The organism is Mycobacteroides immunogenum, assembly GCF_001605725.1.
In the GTDB taxonomy this organism is placed as follows: domain Bacteria; phylum Actinomycetota; class Actinomycetes; order Mycobacteriales; family Mycobacteriaceae; genus Mycobacterium; species Mycobacterium immunogenum.
The window spans coordinates 4472931-4492801 of the sequence record NZ_CP011530.1 but is presented as its reverse complement, the minus strand read 5'-3'; the positions used below and the strand labels follow the sequence as shown (position 1 = coordinate 4492801).

General features: G+C 65.1%; 23 protein-coding genes and 1 tRNA gene. 13 read left to right on the top strand and 11 right to left on the bottom strand.

From position 1 onward, the window contains the following. Positions 1-72 precede the first annotated feature (72 nt). Complete coding sequence (locus tag ABG82_RS22260) at positions 73-756, top strand: demethylmenaquinone methyltransferase (protein ID WP_043077026.1); 684 nt, start codon at positions 73-75, stop codon at positions 754-756. An 11-nt stretch (positions 757-767) separates the two neighbouring features. On the opposite strand, the gene menJ is transcribed toward ABG82_RS22260, so the two are convergent. Beyond that, positions 768-1997 (bottom strand): menaquinone reductase, encoded by a 1230-nt coding sequence (gene menJ / locus ABG82_RS22255; protein ID WP_043077027.1) that lies wholly within the window; start codon positions 1995-1997, stop codon positions 768-770. A 38-nt stretch (positions 1998-2035) separates the two neighbouring features. Between menJ and ABG82_RS22250 the strand changes: the two genes are divergently transcribed. Continuing rightward, positions 2036-3022, top strand: a complete 987-nt coding sequence (locus tag ABG82_RS22250; protein WP_043077123.1) for a polyprenyl synthetase family protein — start codon at positions 2036-2038, stop codon at positions 3020-3022. A 77-nt stretch (positions 3023-3099) separates the two neighbouring features. Beyond that, on the top strand, positions 3100-3966 hold the full coding sequence (gene htpX, locus ABG82_RS22245) for a zinc metalloprotease HtpX (protein WP_165589751.1): 867 nt from the start codon (positions 3100-3102) through the stop codon (positions 3964-3966). 19 nt (positions 3967-3985) lie between these two features. On the opposite strand, the gene ABG82_RS22240 is transcribed toward htpX, so the two are convergent. Both ABG82_RS22240 and ABG82_RS22235 read right to left on the bottom strand, forming a co-directional pair. Next, positions 3986-4546, bottom strand: coding sequence for a TIGR03086 family metal-binding protein (locus tag ABG82_RS22240; protein ID WP_043077029.1), 561 nt, complete (start codon positions 4544-4546; stop codon positions 3986-3988). Further along, complete coding sequence (locus ABG82_RS22235; protein ID WP_043077030.1) at positions 4546-4986, bottom strand: PaaI family thioesterase; 441 nt, start codon at positions 4984-4986, stop codon at positions 4546-4548. The genes ABG82_RS22240 and ABG82_RS22235 overlap by 1 nt, the downstream gene beginning before the upstream one ends. 49 nt (positions 4987-5035) lie before the next feature. Here ABG82_RS22235 and ABG82_RS22230 point away from each other — a divergent pair, with 49 nt between their 5' ends. Further along, entirely contained in the window at positions 5036-5635 is a 600-nt protein-coding gene (locus ABG82_RS22230; protein ID WP_043077031.1) for a TetR/AcrR family transcriptional regulator, read from the top strand. A 12-nt stretch (positions 5636-5647) separates the two neighbouring features. Here the strand turns inward: ABG82_RS22230 and ABG82_RS22225 are convergent, their stop codons facing one another. Next, on the bottom strand, positions 5648-6013 hold the full coding sequence (locus ABG82_RS22225; protein WP_043077032.1) for a DUF4873 domain-containing protein: 366 nt from the start codon (positions 6011-6013) through the stop codon (positions 5648-5650). Between the two features lie 135 nt (positions 6014-6148). On the opposite strand from ABG82_RS22225, the gene ABG82_RS22220 reads away from it, so the two are divergent. The 7 genes from ABG82_RS22220 (at position 6149) to ABG82_RS22190 (ending at position 13233) form a co-directional block, all read left to right on the top strand. Beyond that, entirely contained in the window at positions 6149-7132 is a 984-nt protein-coding gene (locus ABG82_RS22220; protein ID WP_043077033.1) for a diiron oxygenase, read from the top strand. Between the two features lie 96 nt (positions 7133-7228). Further along, the gene (locus tag ABG82_RS22215; protein ID WP_043077034.1) at positions 7229-8212 is read left to right on the top strand and encodes an AurF N-oxygenase family protein; all 984 of its coding nucleotides are present in this window, start codon (positions 7229-7231) and stop codon (positions 8210-8212) included. Positions 8213-8301: 89 nt separating this feature from the next. Beyond that, on the top strand, positions 8302-9906 hold the full coding sequence (locus ABG82_RS22210; protein ID WP_043077035.1) for a flavin-containing monooxygenase: 1605 nt from the start codon (positions 8302-8304) through the stop codon (positions 9904-9906). A gap of 24 nt (positions 9907-9930) precedes the next feature. Then, complete coding sequence (locus ABG82_RS22205) at positions 9931-10794, top strand: SDR family NAD(P)-dependent oxidoreductase (protein ID WP_043077036.1); 864 nt, start codon at positions 9931-9933, stop codon at positions 10792-10794. An 11-nt stretch (positions 10795-10805) separates the two neighbouring features. Beyond that, the gene (locus ABG82_RS22200) at positions 10806-11873 is read left to right on the top strand and encodes a ferredoxin--NADP reductase (RefSeq protein WP_043077037.1); all 1068 of its coding nucleotides are present in this window, start codon (positions 10806-10808) and stop codon (positions 11871-11873) included. Between the two features lie 37 nt (positions 11874-11910). Next, the gene (locus ABG82_RS22195) at positions 11911-12402 is read left to right on the top strand and encodes a hypothetical protein (protein ID WP_043077038.1); all 492 of its coding nucleotides are present in this window, start codon (positions 11911-11913) and stop codon (positions 12400-12402) included. Positions 12403-12423: 21 nt separating this feature from the next. Next, the gene (locus ABG82_RS22190; protein ID WP_043077039.1) at positions 12424-13233 is read left to right on the top strand and encodes an RsiV family protein; all 810 of its coding nucleotides are present in this window, start codon (positions 12424-12426) and stop codon (positions 13231-13233) included. Here ABG82_RS22190 and ABG82_RS22185 read toward each other — a convergent pair whose 3' ends face one another. Beyond that, positions 13234-14256 carry an NAD(P)H-dependent glycerol-3-phosphate dehydrogenase gene (locus tag ABG82_RS22185; RefSeq protein ID WP_043077040.1) on the bottom strand — a complete coding sequence of 341 codons (1023 nt, stop codon included), beginning with the start codon at positions 14254-14256 and terminating at the stop codon, positions 13234-13236. A 34-nt stretch (positions 14257-14290) separates the two neighbouring features. Here ABG82_RS22185 and ABG82_RS22180 point away from each other — a divergent pair, with 34 nt between their 5' ends. Further along, a complete protein-coding gene (locus tag ABG82_RS22180; protein WP_043077041.1) occupies positions 14291-15334 on the top strand; it encodes a TIGR03617 family F420-dependent LLM class oxidoreductase in 1044 nt (347 codons plus the stop codon). Positions 15335-15359: 25 nt separating this feature from the next. On the opposite strand, the gene ABG82_RS22175 is transcribed toward ABG82_RS22180, so the two are convergent. Then, positions 15360-16004: a LysE family translocator gene (locus tag ABG82_RS22175; protein WP_043077042.1), complete on the bottom strand. Its 645-nt coding sequence runs from the start codon at positions 16002-16004 to the stop codon at positions 15360-15362. Positions 16005-16016: 12 nt separating this feature from the next. Then, on the bottom strand, positions 16017-16508 hold the full coding sequence (locus tag ABG82_RS22170; protein ID WP_043077043.1) for a YajQ family cyclic di-GMP-binding protein: 492 nt from the start codon (positions 16506-16508) through the stop codon (positions 16017-16019). Positions 16509-16600: 92 nt separating this feature from the next. On the opposite strand from ABG82_RS22170, the gene ABG82_RS22165 reads away from it, so the two are divergent. Beyond that, positions 16601-16683 (top strand) — tRNA-Tyr (locus ABG82_RS22165). Positions 16684-16756: 73 nt separating this feature from the next. Here ABG82_RS22165 and ABG82_RS22160 read toward each other — a convergent pair. The 4 genes from ABG82_RS22160 to ABG82_RS22145 form a co-directional block, all read right to left on the bottom strand. Continuing rightward, positions 16757-17065 (bottom strand): hypothetical protein, encoded by a 309-nt coding sequence (locus ABG82_RS22160; protein WP_043077124.1) that lies wholly within the window; start codon positions 17063-17065, stop codon positions 16757-16759. A gap of 173 nt (positions 17066-17238) precedes the next feature. Then, positions 17239-17481, bottom strand: coding sequence for a hypothetical protein (locus tag ABG82_RS22155; RefSeq protein WP_054173181.1), 243 nt, complete (start codon positions 17479-17481; stop codon positions 17239-17241). A 44-nt stretch (positions 17482-17525) separates the two neighbouring features. Beyond that, entirely contained in the window at positions 17526-18470 is a 945-nt protein-coding gene (locus tag ABG82_RS22150) for a trypsin-like serine peptidase (RefSeq protein ID WP_043077045.1), read from the bottom strand. 116 nt (positions 18471-18586) lie between these two features. Next, positions 18587-19858: an alpha/beta hydrolase family protein gene (locus tag ABG82_RS22145; RefSeq protein WP_043077046.1), complete on the bottom strand. Its 1272-nt coding sequence runs from the start codon at positions 19856-19858 to the stop codon at positions 18587-18589. Positions 19859-19871 lie beyond the last annotated feature (13 nt).

Here is a 19871-nt window from a genome sequence, read left to right as displayed (position 1 = left end):
GAGTCTTGGTGCGGCCCTGATCGCGCCGACAGTGTGTCGGCGTCCGAACGCCCTGCCCTGTACCGTCACGGTATGAACCGCGCCACCCTGGAAAAGGATCCGCACGAGGTAGCGTCGATGTTTGACGCGGTGGCCAAGCGATACGACATCACCAATACCGTGCTCTCGTTTGGGCAGGACCGATTCTGGCGCCGGGCTACCCGGGCGGCGCTGAAGTTGAAGCCCGGCGACAAGGTGCTCGATATCGCCGCGGGCACGGCTGTCTCGACCGCGGAGCTCACCCAATCCGGGGCGTGGTGCGTGGCGGCAGACTTTTCTGTCGGCATGCTCAAGGCGGGCGCTCAGCGCGACGTGCCGAAAGTGGCCGGAGACGCGACGCGGCTGCCGTTCGCGGACCATTCGTTCGATGCGGTGACCATCAGTTTCGGGCTACGCAACGTCGTCGATCACGTCGAGGGATTGCGGGAAATGGCCCGCGTCACCAAACCTGGTGGCCGCCTTGCGGTATGCGAGTTCTCAACTCCGGTAAACCGGGCGTTCCGCACGCTGTACATGGAGTACCTGATGAAGACGCTGCCTGAGGTGGCGCGCGCCGTCAGTAGCAACCCGGATGCCTACGTGTACCTGGCCGAGTCGATCCGGGCGTGGCCGGATCAGGAGGCGCTGGCCCACCGCATCGAGTCGGCGGGGTGGTCGAATGTGCGGTGGCGCAATCTCACCGGCGGCATCGTCGCCCTGCATGTCGCCACCCTCTAACCGCGGGCAAATCAGCTGAACGGCGGGCGCGAATCCAGACGCCGGGAGCCGCCGCCGGCAATCCGCCAGGCGCGTGCGATCACATCGTGATCCTCGTCGGTCACCAGATTCCCCATGAGCCGCACGGCAATTCGCATCAACACCGCCGAGCGCATGCCGACCGGCCCCATCACAGGCAGGAATCGCGGCAACGTGAGCAGCGCGGCAAGCCGGCGCGCGATGGAGAACGAGCGGCCATAGCGGTCCCGCAACAGCTCCGGCCACAGCTGCGCGTAATCGTCGGCGTCCAGCACCTCGGCGGCCAGGTGACCGGTCTCCAGCCCATAGTCGATACCCTCGCCGTTGAGCGGATTGACACATGCTGCCGCGTCGCCGATCAACATCCAATTGGGTCCCGCGACACCGGATACCGCACCGCCCATCGGCAACAGCGCCGACGCGATCGATTGCAGCCGCCCGCTGAGGCCGAAGTCCTCACGCCGCAGCTCGGTGTAGTACTCGATAAGCGGACGTAGCGCCGCGTCGGCGGGCCGTTTGGAGGTGGCCAGGGCGCCCACACCGATGTTGATCTGTCCGCCCCCCAGCGGGAAGATCCAGCCATATCCGGGTAACACGTCCCCCTCGGGGGACCGCAGTTCCAGATGTGAGGTCATCCATTCCTCGTCGCCGCGCGCCGACTCGATGTACGCGCGGCCCGCGACGGCGTACACGGTGTCCTTGTGCCACTCACGGCCCAGGACTTTCCCGAGGGGGGAGCGCACCCCGTCGGCGACGATGACGGCCTTGCACGCGATGTCCCTGGGGCCGCTGTCATCGAGCACCCGCACCGAGGTGATCCGGCCCGCCGAGTCACGCTCCGCGTCAACGGCCTTGGTCGCCGCGGCCATCGTGGCGCCCGAGTCGACGGCCACCTGCCGGATCTTGTCGTCCAACTCGGTGCGGCGCACCGCACTGCCGGTTCCTCCGAAAGACGGCCCGGGCCAAGGGACTTCGATACTTCCGCCAAATCCGTGCAGGCGCAGGCCCCGGTACTGGATGTGCTCATCGAGCCATGAGCGCAGGCCCAGCAACTCGAGTTGTTCGACCGCGCGTGGGGTCAATCCGTCGCCACAGGTCTTGTCTCGGGGGAACACCGCCGAATCGACCAAGACCACTTCGCGCCCGGAGCGGGCCGCCCATGCCGCGGCTGCCGATCCGGCTGGGCCGGCACCGACGACGACCAGGTCCGCTGAGGTCTGCACCTTCCCAGTATGTTGGACCGGTGAGTAACTCGACCACGGTGGCCGGAGTTGACCTCGGTGATCCCGTATTCGCCGCAAAGGTGCGCGACCATTTGGCCGCCATCGAAACCCTCATCGTGACCGAGCTGGGGCAGTCCGACCCGTTGTTGACCGAGTCTGTGCTGCACCTTTTCCACGCCGGGGGTAAGCGGTTCCGCCCGCTGTTCACGGTGCTGGCGGCCCAGACCGGTCCCGATCCGGACAACGACGAGGTGATTCTCGCCGGCGCGGTGTGCGAGCTCATCCACCTGGCGACGCTGTATCACGACGACGTCATGGACGAGGCGCAGAAGCGGCGCGGGGTGCCCAGTGCCAACGCCCGCTGGGGTAACAACGTGGCCATCCTCGCGGGTGACTACCTGCTGGCCACGGCCTCGGGGCTGGTGTCCCGGCTGGGTCCCACGGCCGTGCGGATCGTCGCCGAGACCTTCGGCGAGCTGGTCACCGGGCAGATGCGGGAAACCGTCGGGGTGCCCGAGGGCGGCGACGAGACCGAGCACTACCTCAAGGTGATCCACGAGAAGACCGGATCACTGATCGCGGCGGCGGGCCGGTTCGGCGCCATGACCTCGCGCTGCGACGACGAGCAGATCGAACGGCTGAGCCGTCTGGGCGCCATCGTGGGCACCGCCTTCCAGATCTCCGATGACATCATCGACATCGAGAGCCTCACCGACGAGTCGGGCAAGACTCCCGGCACTGACCTTCGTGAGGGTGTGCACACCCTTCCGATGTTGTACGCCCTGCGCGATACCGGGCCCGACGCCGACCGGTTGCGCGTCCTGCTGGCGGCGCCGATCACCGACGATGCCGAAGTGGAAGAGGCGCTCACCCTGCTGCGTGCCTCGAACGGGCTTGTGCAGGCCAAGTCCGTCGTCATCGACTACGCCGACCGCGCCAAGGCGGAGCTGGTGGAGCTGCCACCGGGTGATGCTCGTGACGCGCTGGGCGTGCTCATCGAGTACACCGTGCGCCGCCACGGGTAGCGCGCCGCGGAACCCTGCTAGATCTTTCTTCGTTAGCTTGAGTGACACCTGGTAACACCCGTCGAGCGAACGAGAGGATAGCGATGCACGGCCACGCCAACGGACTCAAGACAGTGCTGCTGCTGGGCGGCATGTCGGCGATGATCGTGTTCATCGGCTCGCTGTTCCACAGCAAGAGCATCTTGCTGCTGGCCATCGTGTTCGCCGTCGGCATGAACGCGTACGTGTACTTCAAGAGCGATACCCTGGCGCTGCGCGCCATGCACGCCCAGCCGGTCACCGAGTTGCAGCAGCCGGCCATGTACCGGATCGTGCGGGAGCTGGCTACCGTCGCCCGTCAACCCATGCCGCGGCTCTACATCAGCGATACCAATGCGCCCAATGCGTTCGCCACGGGCCGCAATCCGCGCAACGCCGCGGTGTGTTGCACGACCGGCATCCTGGACTTGCTCAGTGAGCGTGAACTGCGCGCGGTGCTGGGGCACGAGCTCTCGCACGTGTACAACCGCGACATCCTGATCTCCAGCGTCGCCGGTGCCCTCGCAGCCGTCATCTCGGGCCTGGCCAATATGGCGATGTTCCTGAATTTCTTCGGCGGCGGTGACGAGAACCGGCCCAACCCCTTTGCGCTTTTCCTGGTGTCGATGCTGGGGCCCATAGCCGCCACGGTGGTGAAAATGGCGGTGTCGCGTTCCCGGGAGTATCAGGCCGACCAATCCGGCGCCGAGCTCACCGGTGATCCGCTGGCGCTTGCCTCGGCGCTGCGCAAGATCTCCGGTGGGGTGCAGGCCGCGCCGTTGCCGCCCGAGCCGCAGCTGGCCAGCCAGTCGCATCTGATGATCGCCAACCCGTTCCGGGCCAGCGATCGGGTGGCGTCGCTGTTCTCGACGCATCCACCGATGGCCGATCGTATTGCGCGCCTCGAGGATATGGCCCGCTTCTGAGTAGCCGCTCGGTGGAGAGCTAGACCACCCGGCCGCTCAACGCAGCCAGCCTGTCGAGTACCGGAGCATCCGGGGCGACGGGCTGCGGGGCGCCGAACTTTCCTGATCGCGCGAACGCCCCGGCGAGTTTCTCCACGAAACCCAACGCGTCCTCGACCAAGTCGGCGGGCAGATCGGCGGGAACTCCGCTGGCTTGCGCCAGGTCCCAGCCGTGCGTCAGCAGATCGGCCATGCGGACCTGCAGTTGCCGGTCGCCGGTGGTGTGCGCGAACGGGCCGGGATAGGTCTGATCCAGCACGCCAGGCAACGTCAGCGCGTCACGCAACGCCTGTGCGGACAGCCGATACGCGGCCGCCGGCTCATCGGCGGCACCGCTGCTGATTCCGCCGAAGCGCCCGGAAAGCGAGTAGTTCACCTCGACGAGATGGTCGACCAGCTGTCGCAGATTCCACTCCGTGCACGGCGTCGCGGTATCCCATTGATCGGGACGCACCGCCGCGATTATCGCCTCGATGGCTGTCGAGGCGCGCGTGAAGTCCTCCGCGCTCATCTGTGCCCGATCTTCTTCGCTCGCGCTCATCAGCGGTACACCATGACGGTGGTTGTGCCGTGCGCCACCAGCCTGCCCTGGGAGTCGACGACCTTGCCCTCGGCCGTCGCGACCCGGCGGCCTGGGTGCAGCACCGTGCCCGTCGCGATCAGTCGCTCGCCGTCGACCGGGACGGTGCGCACGTAGTTCACCTTGAGTTCCAATGTCCCATAACCGATTCCGGGCTCCAGTGTGGAGTGCACCGCACAGCCCAGCACCGAGTCCAGCAGCGTGGCGCAGATGCCGCCGTGCAAGGTGCCCAGCGGATTGGCGAACTCGGGCCGGGTGACCACGCTGAACGACACCGTCCCGAACTCGATGTCCTCCAGCCGCATGCCGAGCAGACGGGCGATGGGAGGCATCCCGTCTACCGTCCCGCCCATGCTGCGGAGCAGCTCCAGCCCGGACAGGCTCTCGATTTCCGTGGTCATGGCCACCCTTCCGCGTAGACTGATTGGTCCATACCGACGGTAGCAGGGCATAGACCAATTGGTCCATATGAGTGAGGAGGGTGAGGTGGCGCCCGGTCCACGGCAGCGGTTGATCGACAGTGCGATCGCCATGATGCGCGAGCGCGGTGTGCACGCCACCGGCCTTGCCGACCTACTCAAACGCAGTGGCACCGCACGTAACTCCATCTATCAGCACTTCCCGGAGGGCAAGGCCGAACTCATCGCCGCGGCCGAGCGGGAGGCCTCCGGACTGGCCAACGGTTTCCTCGATGCGCTGCGCGCTCGTGGTGATGCCGAATACCTGCTCACCAAGTTCATCGGATGGTGGGTCAATCAGCTGCAGACGCACGACTTCGACACCGGTTGCCCGCACGCCGCGGCCGCGCTCGCCGGTCCGGGGGAGGCCCAGATCCGGGCCGCCGCCCACGACGCCTTCGTGGGAATGCGCGTTCGGCTCGCGGAGTCTTTTCGGGATTCCGGGGTGCGTGAGGGGGTTGACAGCCTGGCTTCACTGGCCGTCAGTGCGATCGAGGGCGCACTGTTGCAAGCGCAGGCCGCGCACTCGGTGCAGCCCTTGCGTGAGGTGGAAGCTGAGCTGATCGCCCTCATCCGCGCGCGGACGGACTGACGGCGAAAGTCTTTACTGCGCTTCGACTTCCGAGAGGTTAGTGGGCACATGGAACGGCGGGGTGCTCTTGCCGATCACCCGGTACCGATTCCAGGGGTCGGGATCGCCGATGAACGCGTCCCGGGCGCTGTGTGAGGTGCGGATGGTGGCCTTGACGCGAGCCTCGTCACCGACGATCTCGGTCAGCCGCGCGTTCGGCCTGATGCGGCCGATCCAGCGAAAGACGCCGTCGATCGGCTCGCTATAGCCCTTGAGTTCCAGCTGCACGGGGATATCGACACCACGAACGGTGACCGTCGCGTCGCCGATGTAGTCCGAATCGTCATGCGGGCTGTGGGTGAAGACGCTATTGGCGTCGTCCTGGCGGGAAAGGCTCATGACGCTCCGTCCGGCTTGGTTGCCTCTTGACAATCGGGACGCCGTCCCGACAGACTCGCTCACATAGTCGTAACAGACAGTACCCCATACTTTTGGATACGGATACTTAATCTTGGCTGATCAGAAGGCAGTGACGTGACGTCCAGCAGCTACAAAGACATCAACTACGCCGACTATGAGTTCACCCCGGCCATCACCGTGGACGGTCGAGTGCCTAGCCGCCGCCGGAAGGTGGGAGACCGGCTGCACACCGCCCGCCGATTGCTTTTCGAGGCAACCGAACTCAGCTATGACCCTGAGCTGGATATCGACTGGGATGCGCCGCTGGACTCGGGGAAACATTGGCTGGCTGCTCATCGGGTGTCGATCTACGGGACCCCGGAATGGGACACGCTCTCGGACGCGCGGCAGGGTGAATTGGCGCGCCGGGAACTGGTCAGCCTGCTCAGTTTCGTGATGGATGCGCAGGGGGCACTGGCCTCGTTGATGTTCCGCGACGTCATCGAGGGCAACACGCTCGCCGATGACTACACGCGGTTTCTGTTGGCCAGTGTCCGCGACATCAGCCGTAACGCCACCATGGTGGGCCGGCTGATCAACAAAACGGGGTTGGAACTGCAGCCCGCTCCGATGGCCGTGCAGCGCCTGCAGCGATTCTGTGTGCCGCTCATACCGCACGGTCCGCTGGGTCGCGGCTTCATTCTGTTGTTACACAGTCTGATTCATCAGTTGATGGTGGAGTTGGAGGCCGACGAGCTGGCCCAGCCTGTGGTTCGCCAGGTCGCGAAGATCTGTGTCCTGGTGAGTCATCGTCAGCTGGAATTCGCCGAGGATGAGCTGTACCGGGCCGTGCAGTCGCGCAGGTATCTGCCGGCGGCGGGGGCCGATGCGTCGCTGGCGATGTTGACGGTGCTGACGACGTCGTTGATCGTCCGGCCGCAGGTCTACCCCGGCGTGGGCCTGACTTCGCGAACGGGGCGTCGTGCGGCCGCGCGCAGCCACAACATTCGTCACCGCAACGCGGTATTGCTGAGTCGATACTTCGACGTCGCCGAGGACGCGGGCATGTTCAGAACCGGCACCGCCAGGGCAATTCTCGGAGGTCACGGCCTCCTCTGACGGGCATTGACAAACCGGCGTGCCAGGCCGAGACTCAGATTAGCGGTATAGCAAGTAACGGATACTTAAAGTAATGCACAACTGGAGGGCGGGACAATGACGACCATCGACCAGCCGAGGGCTCTGCACGAGGCCGGCGCCTCGTCGGTGCGGGGCAAGTCCGTGGGGGAGCGGGAAAAGACTGCGCAGCGGCTATTGCGTTCGGCGGCTGACCGGGCATACGACGGTGAGGTTGACATCGACTGGGATGCCCCGCCGGTGCCCGGCCTTTACTGGGCCACCCCGCACCGCACCTCCCTATATGGAACCAAGCTGTGGGACAAGCTGACTCAGGAACAACGTATCGAGCTGACCCGTCACGAGCTCGGTTCGGTCTTGAGTTTCGGCATATACGTCGAGACCGGGCTCAGCGCCATGCTGTGGCGGCAGGTGGTTGAACAGAACGGGGGAGCGACCGACCATGGCCGGTACGCGCTGACCGAGGTCAGTGAGGAAGCCCGCCATTCCACGATGTTCGGACGCCCGGTGAACAAGATGGGCATCGAGCCGTACACCTACCCCAAATTTGCGACACGCGTCATCAGGCTGCTCGGGTTGGTGCCGTTGGGACCCTCGGGGCTGGGGAACCTGCTGCTGGTCGAGGAAGTGCTGGACCGTGCGCAGCGGGAAACGATGATGGATGAGACGGTGCAGCCGCATGCGCGCCAGCTCATGAAGATCCACGTGTTGGAAGAGGCGCGGCATATCACCTATGCGCGTGAGGAACTGGTGCGGCAGATCGCCGAGCGGGGACCGGTCTCCAACGCGATTCACCGGGCGATCTTCGCGCTATCGGTGATCGGTGTTTATCCGGTGCTCTTCAACCCGAAGGCCTATCGATCGGTGGGCATCCACCCGCTGCGGGGATTCTTCGCGTTCCTGACCTCGCCGCACTATCGCGAGAACGCGACCTGGGTTTCGGAGCCGCTGATGCGCTTCATGCATGAGATCGGATTCCTGGATGGCAAGCTCACCGGCCGGCTGTTGCGGATGTCGCGCGCGATGCCGGAAGACATTCTGGCCGAGATCAAGGCGCGGTAAACGGACGCGCGAACTGGCTCATTGCCGGCGCAATGGGCCGGTTCAGCCATGTCAAGGTCCCTCAGCGAAATAGAAAGAGATTGCGCCACATGACTGTTACCGAGACCTCGTACGAAGGACAGCGGCCCGATACCGTGAGCGAGAGCGGTTCATCGGCGCCCATCCGGATACGTGCACTGATTGTCGGGACGGGCTTCTCCGGAATCGGGGCGGCCATCGCCCTGCAGAAGATGGCGGTGCCGTTCCACATCCTCGAAAAGGCCGGGGAGATGGGCGGAACCTGGCGCGATAACACCTATCCCGGTGCGGCCTGCGATGTCCCGACACACCTGTACTCATTCTCGTTCGAGCCGCGATCCCATTGGGACCAGCTGTTCTCCCGGCAGCCCGAAATTTTCGACTACCTCAAGGAAGTGGCCACCACCTACGATCTCTACCGGCACGCCACCTTCAACACGAGGGTCACCCGCGGCTATTGGGACGAGGACGAATACCGCTGGCATGTCTTCACCGAGGGCGGGCAGGAGTACATCTGCCAGTTCCTCATCTCCGGTGTCGGCGCACTGCACATCCCGAGCATCCCGGAGATCGACGGCCTGGACCGCTTCCAGGGTCCCGTCTTTCACTCCGCGCAGTGGAACCACGACTATGACCTGACCGGCAAGAGGGTTGCCGTTATCGGGACGGGTGCCAGCGCGATTCAGTTCGTCCCCGAGATTGTCGGGAAGGTCGGGGAGCTCAAACTTTTTCAGCGCACACCGCCGTGGGTGCTACCGCGCACCAATATCGAGTTCAGTCCACTGGTCAAACGCGCGTTCGCCCGCGTTCCGGGATTGCGTGCGCTGTTCCGCAGCGGCATGTACTTCGGCGCGGAAGCGGGCGCGTATGCGATGAACCGGCGCCCGGCCCTGCTGAAAGGTGTTGAGCTGCTGGGCCGTGCGTACATCAAGAGTCAGATCTCCGATCCCGGGGTACGCCGTAAGGTCACCCCCGACTACCGGGCCGGATGTAAACGTCTGCTCGGATCGGCCACTTACTACAAGGCCATCGACAATCCGAAGACCGAATTGGTCACCGAGTCCATCGCGCGGGTGACCGCCGACGGCGTCGTCACCGGTGACGGAGTCGAGCGCAAGGTCGATGCCATCATCTTCGGCACCGGATTCCACGTCACCGACTCGTACAAGTACCTGGACCTCAAGGGGCAGGGCGGCGAGGACCTCGGCGATCGATGGTCGACGGAAGGCGTCACCGCACATCGCGGCATCACCATCGCCGGCATGCCCAACCTGTTCTTCCTGCTGGGGCCCAACACCGGCCTGGGCCACAACTCGATCGTGTTCATGATCGAGTCGCAGATCCACTACGTCACCGAGGCGATCAAACAGGTCGATGAGGCCTACGCTCAGGCGATCGTGCCCACCCGGGAAGCGCAGGATCGGTTCAACGCCGAGGTTCAGCGCAAGCTACAGGGATCGGTGTGGAACAGCGGCGGCTGCCAGAGCTGGTATCTGGACGAGCACGGCCAGAACCGGACGCTGTGGTCCGGATTCACGTTCGAATACTGGTCGCAGACAAGGAAAGTCGATCCCACCGAATACGAGTTCGCGGGAGCGGTGCGTCCTGCCGTACGCAAGACCATCCCGCTCGCGAACGGTCCCCGGCAGACCTCGCCAAGCATGGCCGCACAGTAGTCCGCCCAAGAGAAGCGAGAAACGATGAAGAACTTCGATAACAAGGTCGCTGTAATCACCGGTGCGGGTTCGGGTATCGGCCGCAGCCTGGCGCTGGCACTGGCGCAGCGCGGTGCGCGATTGGCGCTCTCGGACATCGACACCGCCGGAGTGGCCGACACCGCCGGCCGCTGCGAGAAAGCGGGCGCGACGGCCATCCCGTTTGAACTCGACGTGGCCGACCGGGCTGCCGTCTACGCCCATGCCGTCGACGTCAAGAACGAGTTCGGACAGGTGAACCTGGTGTTCAACAACGCCGGGGTGGCACTCTCGGCCGACGTCAAGGACATGGAATGGGATGACTTCGACTGGCTGATGAACATCAACTTCTGGGGTGTGGCGCACGGCACCAAGGCGTTTCTGCCGCACCTGATCGAATCGGGTGACGGCCACCTCGTCAACGTGTCATCGGTATTCGGGCTGATGGGCATACCGTCCCAAAGTGCATACAACGCGGCCAAATTCGCGGTGCGTGGCTTCACCGAATCGCTGCGCCAGGAGATCCGGGCGGCAAAATATCCGGTCGGGGTCACCTGTGTGCATCCCGGAGGCATCAAGACCAACATCGCCTCGAACGCGCGTGGCATACCCGACGGCGTGGACCGGGAGACCGTCCGAAAAGGATTCCAGCTCATGGCGATCACCCGGCCTGATTCGGCGGCCCGGATCATTTTGCGGGGGGTCGAGAAGGACCGCCCGCGCGTTCTGATCGGTCCGGACGCGCGCGTGTTCGATGCCATTCCGCGCATCATCGGGCCGCGTTACGAGGACCTGATGGCGCCCTTCTACGGAATGGGCAAATACGGTGTGGGCAAGAAGATCGCGGCCCGCTTCGGCATCGAATTGTAGGGGCATCGCCGATGACAGACACAGTCGTGCCCGATACGCCCAAGGTGACCGGAAACCCTCATGTGCACGCGCTGGAGGTCGTCGAGATCATCAGGGAGACAGGAGATGCCGTCTCCCTGGTGTTCGAGGTGCCGGACGCGCTCGCCGACGCGTTCCGCTACCGGCCGGGCCAGTTCCTCACCCTGAAAATCCCGAGCGAACAGACGGGCTCGGTGGCGCGCTGCTACTCGCTGTCCAGTTCTCCCCATCTCGACGACGACCTGGTGGTGACGGTCAAGCGCACGCCCGGCGGATACGCGTCGAACTGGTTGTGCGACAACGTCGGTGTGGGTGATCGCCTCACCGTACTCACACCGTCCGGGGTGTTCGTTCCGCGCTCGCTGGACAGCGACTTCTTGCTGATCGCCGCGGGCAGCGGCATCACCCCGATGCTGTCCATCGCCAAGTCGGTGCTGCTCGGTGGCGTCGGAACCGTGTATCTCTTCTACGCGAACCGCGACGCACCGAGCGTGATCTTCGGCGCCGAGATCGACGACATCATGGTGGAGTTCCCGGACCGGTTGCGGGTCGTGCACTGGCTGGAAGCCGATCGCGGCCTGCCCACCCGTGACGCCATGTCCGAACTCTTCGCCGCCTACACGCGGTACAGCACCTACATCTGCGGTCCGGCGGCCTTCATGGACGAGGCGCGCGCCGCGCTGTCGGCGGTCGGCATGCCCGCCAATCACATTCATCTCGAGCTCTACCAATCACTGACCGGTGATCCGTTCGCCGACATCGTGATTCCGCAAAGCGGCGGCGACGCGGCCCAAGCGACCGTGGAACTCGATGGTGCGCGGGTCACCGTCGAGTGGCCCCGAAACACTCCGTTGCTCGACGTGCTGCTCGCGCGGGGCATCGATGCGCCGTACTCGTGCCGGGAGGGCGCGTGTAGCGCCTGCGCCTGCACCGTGCGCGGCGGCGAGGTGCGGATGCTGCGCAACGACACCCTCGTCGACGCCGACCTCGCCATGGGGTTGACCCTGGCCTGCCAGGCCGTGCCGGTCACGGACCGCGTCGATATCGCCTTTGACCAGTAGACGCGAGATTGCGCGCGAACTTGGATAGGGTCACGGGATGCGAATCCTGCCCATCCTTGGCGCTGTGACCAGCGCCGTCGCCGCCGTGATGTTGGCGGGCGCGGCTTCCGCCGACCCGGACACCCCGAACCCGCTGGATCCGTCCGGGCTGCCGAACGTCAACGGGCTCACCCCGGTGTCACCGCTGGAGTACAGCACGCTGGCCGATACCGCCTACGGCTTCACCATTCCCGGCGGAATCTCGTGCCTGATCAAACGCGCCGACGCCAGCTATGGCTGCAGCGGTCCGCTGCCAGGTGCCCCGAATGGCGCGAACCTGGTCAGCGGCAGCAACGCACCCGGTTTCGCCAGCACGGACCGGCCGATCTACGGCATGGGCGGGGAGCCGTTCAAGCCGCTGCCGCCGGGCTCACGGCTGAGCTACCGGGAGGTCAGCTGCGGTCTGGACGGCGGGGGCACCCTGACCTGCGTCAACAATCGCTGGCAGAACGGATTCGTGGTCGGACCGGGTGGCAGCTACACCACCTAGCGGCCGGTTAGATTGGTCTGCATGCGTCTCGGGTACCTGCTGATCGCCGTCGTGTGCGGTGTCGTCCTCGTTGGCTGCGATCGGGGAGAAACCCCGCGGGAAACCGCTTCCCCGGAATCGGCCGCGGCGACGACGACCACGTCGGCGTCCGCGGCCATCGCCGATCCGGGTGCCGAGGCTGTCTGTCCCAAACATGGCGGGCGCTGGGATCCGGCACAGGGTTGCGTCATCGACGAGGCCACGCCGCAGGCGACCCAGCACTTGGTGGTCCCCGTGCAGTGGGACTCGTCGTTCCCGGAGCTGCAGCAGGCGGTCGACGACACGGTGGCGAACATTCGCGCCGGCTTCCGCAAGTCGGCCGAACGTGCCGGGGCGCCACCCGACGGCAAGCCCTGGGCGCTTCAGGTCAGCTTTGAGGCGTATCAGGGCAAGGGGGCGCACCCCTCCGACAGCGTGCGGTTCTCGATCAGTGAGTCTCTGGGCGGCTACCACCCCGGATTCGCGTTTCGCACCCTCGCCTTCGATCGCACCACCAAACAGGCCATCACCCTGGACACGCTATTGATCGATCCCGCGGCGGCACTACCCAAGATCGCCGCGCTGGTGCGCAGCGATCTGCGCGCACAGCTTGGCGGCGTCGGCACCGAATTCGTCGACACCGGAACGGCTCCCGAGCCGGGGAATTTTCAATACTTCACGCTGGACGGCGACGCGCTGCTGTTCTCCTTCGAGCCCTACCGAGTGGCGGCATATGCCGAAGGGCCGATGCAGAGCCGGATAGCGCTCTCCGAGCTGCACGATGTGGTGAAACCCGAGTACCTGCCGTCCTGATCAGAAACCGGTGCCGTGCACCTCATGGCCGGGTGTCTCGGCCATGAGGCCCCGGTAGGCCTGCTCCACGGTGGAGCCCTGATTGATCACGCCGTCGACCTCCCGGGCGATCGGCATCTGGATGCCGTACTCGTCGGCAAGGGTCATCACCACCGAGGAGGCCTTCACGCCCTCGGCCACCTGGTTCATCGATTTGATGATCTCGTCGATGGTCTTGCCCTTGCCGATCTCCTCACCCACATGCCGGTTGCGGCTGCTGGAGCTCGTGCAGGTGACGATGAGATCACCCAAACCTGCCAGGCCGGGGAAGGTTTCGGGATTGCCGCCCATCGCCACACCGAGTTTGGTCATCTCCCGCAGGGCCCGCGCGATCACCATGGCACGGGTGTTCTCGCCGATGCCGATCGCGTAGCCCATGCCGCTGGCGATGGCGAAGACGTTCTTGAGCGCGCCCGCCATCTCGACACCCACCACGTCGTTGGTGCTGTACACGCGGAAACGGGAGGTGCGGAAGAGCTCACCCAGGCGGGCGGCCTGGTGCTGGTCGGGCATCGCGACCACACCGGCGGCCGCATATCCACGGGCCACCTCCTTGGCGATATTGGGACCGGCCAGGATGCCCGCCGGGTGCCCGGGCAGGACCTCCTCGATGATCTGCGACATCCGCATCCGTGAGCCCTGCTCAAGGCCCTTGACCAGCGAGACGATGGGCACCCACGGGCGTAGCGATTGCCCGATCTCGGTGAGCACCTCGCGGAAGCTGTGCGAGGGAACCCCCATGATCACCACGTCGGCCTGCTCGATGGCCTCATGCAGATCCGAGGTGGCACGCAGACTCTCGGTCAGCTCCACCTCGTCGCTCAGGTATCGCGAATTACGGTGCCGTTCATTGATATCGGCGACGGTCTCCGGCGACCGGGCCCACTGCAGCGTAGGGCTGCGCCGCGCCACAATCGAGGCCACCGTGGTGCCCCAGGATCCGCCACCGAGGACGACGACTTGCGGTTCGCGAAGTGCTGCCATGGTCGCCAGGGTATGGGCCAGATGCGCCGCGAATATGCACTTCGGCAATATGAGTGGGGTGTTGATTGATGTGACGCTCACAACGGGGTTGAGCAGCATGGCCGCCGATGCCGCCGGGGCCGAGGAATCAGGTTATGCCGGCATCTGGACCTTCGAGGGTGCACACGACCCGTTCCTGCCGGTACTGCTGGCCGCCGAGCACACCAAGAACGTCACGCTGGGCACCTCGATCGCCGTCGCTTTTGCGCGAAACCCGATGCTGCTGGCGAATATTGGTTGGGACCTGCAGGCGTATTCGGGTGGCCGGTTCATCCTGGGGCTCGGTACGCAGATCAAGCCGCACATCACCCGCCGGTTCGGAATGCCGTGGAGCCGCCCGGCCGCCCGCATGCGGGACATGGTGCTCGCGGTGCGGGCCATCTGGCAGTCGTGGCAGAAGCGTGGGCCGTTGGACTATCGCGGTGAGTTCTATCAGAACACCCTCATGACACCGATGTTCATGCCCGATCCGGCCGAGGTGAGTGCCTTTGGCCCGCCGCCGATCTGGCTGGCGGGCGTCGGCAGCGGGATGACAGAAGTGGCGGGGGAGGTGGCCGACGGGTTCATGTCACATCCGTTCTGCACACCCGACTACCTTGCCCAGGTTACCCGTCCCACCCTGGCCCGCGGCGCGCTGAAATCGGGAAAGATGCTTGCCGACATTCAGATTCATCACTCGCCGATGCTCGTCATCGGGCGCGACGACACCGAGCTGGCCGGTGCGCGCGCCGCCGTACGCAAGCAGCTGGCGTTTTACGGGTCCACACCGGCCTATTGGCCCATCCTGGAACTGCATGGCAGGGCAGAGGTTGGCCCGAAGCTGAAAGAGCTTTCCAAGCGGGGCGAATGGGATGCCATGGCCGCTCTGATCGATGACGAGTTTGTCGACACGGCGACCGTCACTGTTACCGACCCGGGCCAAGGTGCGCGCGAATTGCAGGACCGCTACGGCGATCTGGTGCACCGGCTGGGCTTCAACACCCCGTACCAGCCGGACCGCGCGCTGTTGGCAGAGCTGCTGGCTGCCTGCCGCTCCTGAGGTGCACGCCAATGTCATCTCGGCGCTAGGCGGAGCTGACCGCGACCCCGGCGCCCAGCCCGGCGATCATGAGACCGCCCGCGCCGCCAACCGCCTCAAGGCGCTTGGGCGAGCGGGCGAACCAGTCGCGGGCACCGGCGGCCAGCAGTGCCCAGCAACTATCGGACACCATGGCCATCGCGACGAACATCAGGCCGAACACAAAAATCTGTGCCGTTACCGAGCCCGCGGCCGGGTCGGCGAACTGTGGCAACACCGCGGCGAAGAACAGCGCGGTCTTCGGGTTGGTGATACCGACGAGGAATCCTTGCCGGAACACCCGTTGGCGGCCGACGACGGCCGGCTGGCGGGCGTGGAGCGCCTCCGCGAGCGACTTGCGGTCTCGAAATGCTTGCACGCCAAGATAAATCAGGTACGCCGCGCCGGCCAGTTTTACCGCCGTGAGCGCCCACGAGGAGGCGGCCAGTAGTGCGCCCAACCCGGCTGTGGTCAGCACCAGGAACACCGCGGTACCGGCGGTGTTCCCCAACACGCTCATCAGACCGGATCGACGGCCCAAACTGAGCGAGCGGCCCACCGTGAACAGCACGCTGGGGCCGGGGATCACGATGAGCGCATACGCCACCACCGCAAACCCGATCAGATGCGTTGGCGAGACGGCGGGAATCATCGATCGATTCTGCTACCGGTAGTTCACGAACTGCAACGCGATATCCAGATCGGAGCCCTTCAGCAGCGCGATGATCGCCTGCAGATCATCGCGCTTCTTGCTCGATACCCGGATCTCTTCACCCTGGACCTGCGACTTGACGCCCTTGGGACCTTCGTCGCGAATGATCTTGTTGATCTTCTTGGCGTTGTCGGTGTCGATGCCCTGCTTGAGCGTGCCGGTGAGCCGGTAGGTCTTGCCGCTGGGCTGCGGATCACCGGCATCGAAGGCCTTCATGCTGATGTCGCGGCGCACCAGCTTCTCCTTGAAGACGTCGACGGCCGCCTTCAGGCGTTCCTCGGTGGAGCTGACGAGCTCGATGGCCTCGTCGCCCTTCCAGGCGATGGTGGTGTCGGTGCCACGGAAGTCGAAGCGGGTGGCCAGCTCCTTGGCGGCCTGGTTCAGCGCGTTGTCGACCTCCTGGCGGTCGATCTTGCTCACGATGTCGAATGATGAATCAGCCATGACTGCTCCCTCTTTTCCGGTCTTCGCATGTTCCGTATCCAGTCGGTTTGCGTTAGCCCGACCCTATCGTTGTATCCTGCATCGTCTGATAAGGCGGGTTGCCCGAGCGGCCAATGGGAGCGGACTGTAAATCCGTCGGCTTACGCCTACGCAGGTTCGAATCCTGCACCCGCCACAGTGGTCAGGCCCCCTCTCGAGGGGGCCTGACCTATTCCATCGGGCGGTAGGTTCCGCGCGACGGCGACTGGTCAGGCCACCGAATCCAGATACGCCGATGTCACGCCGGGCAGCGTGCGCAGCCGTTCGGCGAAGTCACTGAACTCCGGGCTGGCGGGCGCGGTGACCACAAAGATCGACCGGAGTTCCGGCGGAACGGTGTCCGGATTGGTGTAGAGCGGCACGATGCGGTGTCCCGCGGACGCGACGGCCTGCACGATCGGCGTCGCGGAGTTGCGGCCGCCGGGGTGTTCCCTCAGGTCATGCGCGGGTCCGGGCTCGACCAGCAAGATCAGATCGACGTCGGGGCCCGCCGTGCCGGCGGGTGCCTGAATTGTCATGGTCATCACCTCCCTGAATCGACGTGCACTCTTTATGCACGATCAAAACGGCGCTCAGGTTCACAGTGTGGTGCCGTGAGTGGACGGGCGGGTGGCACCATCGCTGCACGGGCCTACGGCTCGCTGAGCGTGACGATGGCCCCGGCCTTGAGCGCCGCGCTGTCCGGGACGGCCTAGCTGGCGGTGACCGTGAGCTGATCTTGTCCCTCGGCGATATGTGCGGTGGCATGAAAGGTCTTCCCGGTGTGCGACACGAGGAATCGATAGTCACCGGCGACCGGCGCGGAGATGACCACCTCACCCCAGTCGTCGGCCACCATGGCAATATCGTGGACCTCGCCGGGCGCCGCGTCGATGCTGATCACAGCACCGGCCATCGGACGCCCGGCGGAGTCGCGAAATGAGACGCCGACCACGTATCCTCCTGTGTCCGGATTCTCTGATTACCTGAAATGCCTTGTCACATACCGTTGTTCTTCCACGTCGACATGTTGTTGAAGACGGCGCTGTTGATCCGGGTGGCCGAGTTGCCTGAATTGGCACCATTGGTGTGAATGCCTACGCCATAGCGGTTGCCGTTCTGCAATACCCACACCGGTGAGCCGCTCTGGCCGCCCGTGGTGTCGATGTCGTAGGTGATGACGCGGTCGGAGACCGACTTGGTGCGTTGCGCCATGAACCACTGCTCACCATTCTTCTCGCCGGGGTACCCGGACAGGTTCAGTGCGGAGGCCTTCAGGAAATCGTCATTGCGGGTAGCGAAACCGAAGTACCCCGTCTGATCGCCGGGACGCGACGACGCCGGCAGGATGATCGCGCCATAGTCGTTGTCGCGATTCTGATTCTGGGTCCAGCCGGTGACGCTGCGGAAGGCGGCGCCCACGTGAGTGCCGAATGGGCGGGTCCCGGCATTGCGCCCTGGAATCACCTGGATCGAGCGCACCCATCCGCCATCGGCATGCATGTAGACGCAGTGCCCCGCCGTCACCACGGTGCGGGGCGCGATCAGCCAGCCCGTTCCGACATAGGTGCGGTTGTTGGCGGAGGTGATGATCAGGTGGCAGATCGCACGCCAGGGGAACGTGGTGGTGTTGGTGACCCGAACACGATCATCGGTACCGATGATGATCTCGGCGCGGTTGGCCAACTCGGGGTAACTCCCCAGAATGGCGTCCAATGGCGCAAGCTCCGACTCGTCGGTGCTCACTGCGTCGGGGGAGCCCAGTTCACTGATTGTGGATTCACCATGGGCTTGGGTTGCGGCGTTGGTGGTCTCGGTATCGGCGTCGCTTGCTTGCGCCGAAGGTAGTTCGTGTTCGGTGACAGCGGCCGCGCCGGCGGACCCAGAAATTTCGTACTCGGTCTCGGACGGCTTGTGATTCGTCGACTTGACTGCGGTGGCCATTTTGTCTCCTGCGTAAGGTGAGTTCGAGCTAGGACGTGTTCATCCTGTTCGGCATCGCAGCCTGATTCACGCGTAGTGCGGTACTCGATCTCACACTGCGGGAGCAGTTTTCGTGTTCAGTTCTGGGTTGCGCGCGCGGCCGAGACGATTGCCCACGCCACTTCCGGGTGCCTGATATCGCTGTGTGCACCGCTGAACGCGGATTGGCTGGCGTCGGCGATGATTCTGTTGGCGTCAAGCCGGTAGAACCGCCCGCGCTGGAAGTCGTACGGCTTTCCGGCGTCCGCGAGCTCGAGTGTCGTCGCGGCCGGGTCTTGCTGGTACCCGTCGTGACCCATTGCCCCCCAGCGGAACCAAGGGTCTTGTCCGGCCTGGGCGTCCTGCCGCGCAAGCATGCTGGCCGCCGGATACCACCAGCCGACCGCGCGGTCGGCGGCGGTGAATGTCGACAGCAGCGGCCCGTCCACGCGCTCTTCGAGCCCGGCGAGACCGCCGGGCCCGCGGCCCGGATCGAAGAGCAGCTGACGATTGAAGGTGAAATGCGAGAAGGCGCCCTGGATCAGGGTGAGCGACTTGACGGGGCTGGTGCCGGCCTCCGGAAGCCCTGCCAGCGCGTAGGAGACCAGCCGCGCCCCGAAACTGTGTCCGATCAGGTGTATGCGGGGCGGGCCGCCCGGTCCCGACAGTGTGCCCAGCAGCGGACCAAGGCCGTGCTGGCCGATGACTCCCGCACGGTTCTTCATCTCGTAATAGCTCATCGTGCGCAGGATCTCGCGCGCCCCCGACCACAGCGCGGCGAAGGGATTGCCAAGTCCCTGTGCGGCACCCGTCGACTTCGGTGCCATGGCGGCAGCTTGCCCGAACACCGCGAGCGGATCGCCCTTCACGATGTCCGACTCGCCGCTGTCCTCCGGTGACTGCGCGGCAGTGGTGACGAGTCCGGCGGCCAAGGTGTGAAACTCGATGAGCTTGGCGGACTGCTGCGGTTTCTCATCGAGCAGCTCGCCCATCTTTTTCAGCTGCGCGTCCTGGCCGGGGAAACCCGGTGCCAGCGCCGCGGCGAGCTCGGCGCCCGTGGACGGTACGGGTGGCGCGCTATCCGGGCTGTCGTCGGGCAGCAGCACCGATGGCCAGTTGATTCCCGCGACGGCCACACCGGCGGTATCTGCGCCGAGCTGATCGGCGATCAGCGAGAACATCGCGGTGTAGAGCTGGCGCGCGGAGGCCACACTGTTGTTCCATCCGTGCGACATCAGGAACAGATCGGTGATGCTTCCGTTCGCGACGGCGGCCGGCAATCCGCCGTCGCCGTCACCGGTGGCGTCGTTGAGCGAGCCGTCGGCGTTGAAATCCGGTTCGTAGTAGGGCAATCCTTTGATGGTTGTCATGATGTACTCGCTC